Origin of the sequence: Streptomyces sp. LS1784 (genome assembly GCF_020103755.1) — a bacterium.
Taxonomy (GTDB): Bacteria; Actinomycetota; Actinomycetes; order Streptomycetales; family Streptomycetaceae; genus Kitasatospora.
Map to the genome: position 1 here is coordinate 1 of NZ_JAHSQD010000629.1, position 4,480 is coordinate 4,480.

Here is a 4,480-nt window from a genome sequence, read left to right on the forward strand (position 1 = left end):
CTGGCCGGCTGCAGCAGCGGCTCGTCCTCCTCGTCCACCGCCGCCGCCACCGCCGCCGCCACCGGCTCGCCCACGGCCACCGGCTCGCCCACGGCCTCCGGCTCCCCGCAGGCCTCGCCGACGCCCGGCCAGCCGAACGGCGGGACCCAGTTGCAGGACGCCTACCAGATGGTGATCGCCAACGTGCTTCCCTCCGTGGTGCAGATCACCACCGGCGAGAGCCTCGGCTCCGGGATCGTCTACGACGACAAGGGCGACATCGTCACCAACGCCCACGTGGTCGGCACCGCGACCACCTTCACGGTGACCCTCGCCAACAGCACCACGGCGCTGGACGCCACCCTGGTCGGCAGCTACCCCGACTCCGATCTCGCGGTGATCCGGCTGAGCAGCCCGCCGAGCGGTCTCAAGCCGGCGAGCTTCGGCGACTCGAGCAAGGTCCAGATCGGCCAGATCACCCTCGCCATGGGCAGCCCGCTGGGGCTCTCCAGCAGCGTCACCCAGGGCATCGTCTCGGCCGTCGGGCGGACCGTCACCGAGCCCCAGGGCGCCGGGTCGCCGGGCGCCACCATCGGCAACATGGTGCAGACCTCGGCGGCGATCAACCCGGGCAACAGCGGTGGCGCGCTGACGAACCTGGACAGCCAGGTGATCGGCATCAACACGCTCGCCGCGACCGAGCCGCAGACCAACGGCGCGGCCGCTCCCGGCATCGGTTTCGCCATCCCGGCGAGCACCATCACCAACATCGCCAACCAGCTGATCAATCAGGGCAAGGTCACCAACTCCGGCCGGGCCGCGCTCGGCGTCACCGCCCGGACCAGCTTCAACCAGCAGTTCCAGCCGGCCGGCGCGGTCATCGTGGCGGTCACCCCGGGCGGCGCGGCGGCCTCGGCGGGGCTCCAGGCCGGGGATGTCATCACCAAGATCGACGACACCCAGGTCGACTCGCTGAACGCGCTCACCACCGCGCTCGCCTCGCTCACCCCGGGCAGGCACGTCACCGTCACCTACACCCGGGGCGGCACCACCAAGACCGTCGACGTCACCCTCGGTGAACTGGGAACGCCCTGACCGCCTCCCCCCAGCCCCGGTACGGGGACGCCGGGCCGCACGCCGCGCAAGGGTTCAGCGGACCGGGTGCCGTACCGGACCGGCGCCGGGACCCCGCCTCGCCTCGACGGGGTCCCGGCGCACTGCCGTGTCCGTGCCGTGCCGCCCCTTGCCGGGTGGCTGCGCGGGCGGGGTCAGCGCCGGGCGGGGTCAGTGCCGGGCGGTGCGGGTGCGCCAGGGGAGTTCGACGGTGACGGTGGTCGGGCCGCCCTCGGGGCTGTCCACCACGAAGACCCCGTCCACCGCCCGGATCCGCTCGGCCAGCCCGGCCAGGCCGCTGCCCGGGTAGGGGGCCGCGCCACCCTTGCCGTCGTCCTGGACCAGCACCATCAGCTGGTTGTCCGAGCGCCAGACCTCGACCGAGGCGGAGCGGGCGCCGGCGTGCTTGGAGACGTTGGTCAGCAGCTCGCTGACGGTGAAGTAGGCGATGCCCTCGACCGCCGAGTCCGGGCGCTCGGGCTGCCCGTCCGGGCCGCTCAGGTCGACGTTCACCCGGACCCCGCCGGGGACGGTGCAGCGGGCGGCGACCGAGGACAGTGCGGCGTCCAGGCCGCGGTCGGTGAGCACCGCCGGGTGGATGCCGCGGGCCAGGTCGCGCAGCTCCTGGAGGGCCAGCTTCACCTCGCCGTGGGCGTTGTCGACCATCCGGGTGGCGGCCGCCATGTCGTCCTCGGTCTCCACCTCGCGCAGCCGCTCCTTGGCCATGCCGAGGTCCATCGCCAGCGCGACCAGCCGGGCCTGGGCGCCGTCGTGCAGGTCGCGCTCGATGCGGCGCAGGTCGGCGGCGGCGGTGTCGACCACGGTGCCGCGGTCGTCCTCCAGCTCGCGCACCCGCTCGGCCAGGGCGCCCGGGAAGAGCAGCGACTCGATCAGGATGCGGTCGACCGCGGCCAGCGCGCGGACCACCCAGGGCAGCACCGGCCAGAGCACGATCACCGAGACCAGGGTCAGCGTGAAGCTGAGCACGCCCCAGGGCAGCATCAGCACGTTGTAGAGCGCCGAGCGCCAGTTCAGCAGGTCGGTGAGCTGGGCGATGGTGTAGCCGACCATCCCCGGGCGGCGGGGCTTCACCGGTTCCGGCTCGTCGATCCCGGAGCCGTACGCCGACCGGGCCCGCTGCCGGCCCAGCGCCCCCAGGGAGCGCGAGACGGCCAGGCCGCCGGCCAGCAGCGGCAGGCCGATCACGGTGATCGACAGCCCCAGGCCGACCGAGAGCGTGGTCACGGCCAGCACGAAGCCGAAGATGCCGAGCGGCAGGTTGAGCAGCAGTCGGCCGATCTGGTGCCACATCCTCTTGCCGTACAGCGGCGGGCGCTCCATCCGAGCGTCCTGCTCCTTGATGGCGTCCACGGCGCGGTGCAGCGGCTTCATCCGGATCTACCGTCCCTCTTCGTCGTGCGGCTGGACCAAGCTTCCCGAACCGGGGGCGGCGTATGCCATGGGGGTGATACATCTTCCCAGCCGGGGGTTATCCCCACCCCCGGGCCCGGTCGCCGGACGCCCGACAGGGTGTCCACCGGCCGTCTTGCGGATCGGGCAGGGTTCGGGCGGAGCGGAGCCGTCCCCTTAGACTCACGCTTTGGCCATGGTTGGGCCTGGGAGAACAAACGTCGTAGAACTGTCCTGAGGGCGGGTTCACGGCCGAGGTGGAGGCGAAGACATGGAGGGGAAGCACACGGCTGCCGTCGTGGCCGACCCGGCGGTCGGCAGCGGCTACTTCGACGCGTACGCCGCGATGGGCCTCATGGCCGTCGTCGGGGTGCTCTTCGTCGCCGTGGCGTTCACCGCCAACCGGTTGCTGCGGCCCGTGGTGTACTCGCCCGAGAAACTCCTCGCCTACGAGTGCGGAGTGGACCCGGTGGGCGAGGACTGGGCGCACACCCAGATCCGCTACTACGTGTACGCCTTCCTGTACGTGATCTTCGCGGTCGACGCGATCTACCTGTTCCCCTGGGCAACCGTCTTCGCCTCCGCCGGTTACGGCGCCGGAACGCTGGTCGAGATGTTCCTGTTCATCGGCTTCCTCGCGGTCGGGCTGCTCTACGCCTGGAAGAAGGGTGTTCTGGAATGGACGTGACGCACTCCCACTCGCACGGCGGCGCGCAGGGCGGTCCCGTCCCGCTCGGCCTGCCGGACCCCGCGCGCCCCGGCGCCGTCGAGCGCCGCGGCATCGGCCCGCTGGCCCGGCTCGCGCCGGACCCCGTCAAGGTGGTGCTCAACTGGGGCCGCCGCTACAGCCTCTGGTGCTTCAACTTCGGGCTGGCCTGCTGCGCGATCGAGTTCATCGCCGCGTCCATGGCCAAGCACGACTTCATCCGGATGGGGGTCATCCCGTTCGCGCCCGGACCTCGTCAGGCTGATCTGATGATCGTTTCCGGGACGGTCACCGACAAGATGGCGCCCGCCGTCAAGCGCCTCTACGAGCAGATGCCCGAGCCGAAGTACGTCATCTCCTTCGGCGCCTGCTCCAACTCCGGCGGCCCGTACTGGGACTCGTACTCGGTCACCAAGGGCGTGGACCAGATCATCCCGGTGGACGTCTACGTGCCCGGCTGCCCGCCGCGGCCGGAGGCGCTGCTCCAGGGCATCCTCAAGCTCCAGGAGAAGATCGCCGCCGAGTCCCTGCCGGACCGCTACACCGCGCCCGCGGCGGCGCTGCGCCGCCCGCTGGTGGCCGGGCCCGCGGGCGGTTCCGAGGCCGGTTCCCCGACCGGGGCGCCGACCGGCCCTTCGACCCAGGGAGGGGTCTCGTGACGTCCGCCGAGCAGTGCGCGGCGTCGGTCGGGGAGTGGGCGACCGGCGCCGAGGCGTACGGGCTGATCACCGTCGACGTCCCGGCCGAGAACTGGATCGAGGCGCTCACCAACGCCCGGGACGTCCTGGGTCTGGGCTTCTTCGACTGGCTGAGCGCCGTCGACGAGCTCGCCGAGGGCTTCTCCGTGGTCGCGCACCTGGCCGCCGTCGAGGCGCCGGGCGTGCGGCACCTCGCGCTGCGCACCCGGGTGCCGCGCGACCGGGCGGCGCTGCCGACCGCGGTCCCCGTGTACGCGGGTGCCGCCTGGCACGAGCGCGAGACCCACGAGATGTTCGGCATCGACTTCCCCGGGCACCCTTACCTGGCCACCCTGCTGCTGCCGGACGGCTTCGAGGGGCACCCGCTGCGCAAGGAGTTCGTGCTCGCCGCCCGGGTCGCCAAGGACTGGCCGGGAGCCAAGGAGCCGGGCGAGTCCGACCACGGCGCCGGGCCGGCCCGGCGCAAGATGCAGCCGGCCGGTGTGCCGGACCCGAACGAGTGGGGGCCGCTCAAGGGCACCCTGCCGCCGGTCGCCGAGCGGCCCGCGCGCGGTGCGCGGGCGGCGGGTGCGGC

General features: G+C 72.7%; 5 protein-coding genes. 4 read left to right on the forward strand and 1 reads right to left on the reverse strand.

Annotated elements, in window-relative coordinates; genetic code table 11:
• Positions 1–1,074, forward strand: coding sequence for a S1C family serine protease (locus KS423_RS39310; RefSeq protein WP_224284521.1), 1,074 nt, complete (start codon positions 1–3; stop codon positions 1,072–1,074).
• A 189-nt stretch (positions 1,075–1,263) separates the two neighbouring features.
• On the opposite strand, the gene KS423_RS39315 is transcribed toward KS423_RS39310, so the two are convergent.
• Positions 1,264–2,484 carry a sensor histidine kinase gene (locus KS423_RS39315; protein WP_374120120.1) on the reverse strand — a complete coding sequence of 407 codons (1,221 nt, stop codon included), beginning with the start codon at positions 2,482–2,484 and terminating at the stop codon, positions 1,264–1,266.
• 364 nt (positions 2,485–2,848) lie between these two features.
• Here KS423_RS39315 and KS423_RS39320 point away from each other — a divergent pair, with 364 nt between their 5' ends.
• From KS423_RS39320 to KS423_RS39330, 3 genes are all read left to right on the forward strand, one after another.
• The gene (locus KS423_RS39320; protein WP_374120121.1) at positions 2,849–3,190 is read left to right on the forward strand and encodes an NADH-quinone oxidoreductase subunit A; all 342 of its coding nucleotides are present in this window, start codon (positions 2,849–2,851) and stop codon (positions 3,188–3,190) included.
• Positions 3,181–3,867 (forward strand): NADH-quinone oxidoreductase subunit B, encoded by a 687-nt coding sequence (locus KS423_RS39325; protein ID WP_224284523.1) that lies wholly within the window; start codon positions 3,181–3,183, stop codon positions 3,865–3,867. The genes KS423_RS39320 and KS423_RS39325 overlap by 10 nt, the downstream gene beginning before the upstream one ends.
• A partial coding sequence (locus KS423_RS39330; protein ID WP_224284524.1) for an NADH-quinone oxidoreductase subunit C occupies positions 3,864–4,480 on the forward strand: 617 nt, incomplete at its 3' end. The genes KS423_RS39325 and KS423_RS39330, both read left to right, overlap by 4 nt.

Bases quoted from the DNA above. Each gene is read 5' to 3' on its own strand.
- KS423_RS39325 (WP_224284523.1), top strand. From the start codon at position 3,181: ATGGACGTGACGCACTCCCACTCGCACGGCGGCGCGCAGGGCGGTCCC.
- KS423_RS39315 (WP_374120120.1), bottom strand. From the start codon at position 2,484: ATGAAGCCGCTGCACCGCGCCGTGGACGCCATCAAGGAGCAGGACGCT.
- KS423_RS39320 (WP_374120121.1), top strand. From the start codon at position 2,849: ATGGGCCTCATGGCCGTCGTCGGGGTGCTCTTCGTCGCCGTGGCGTTC.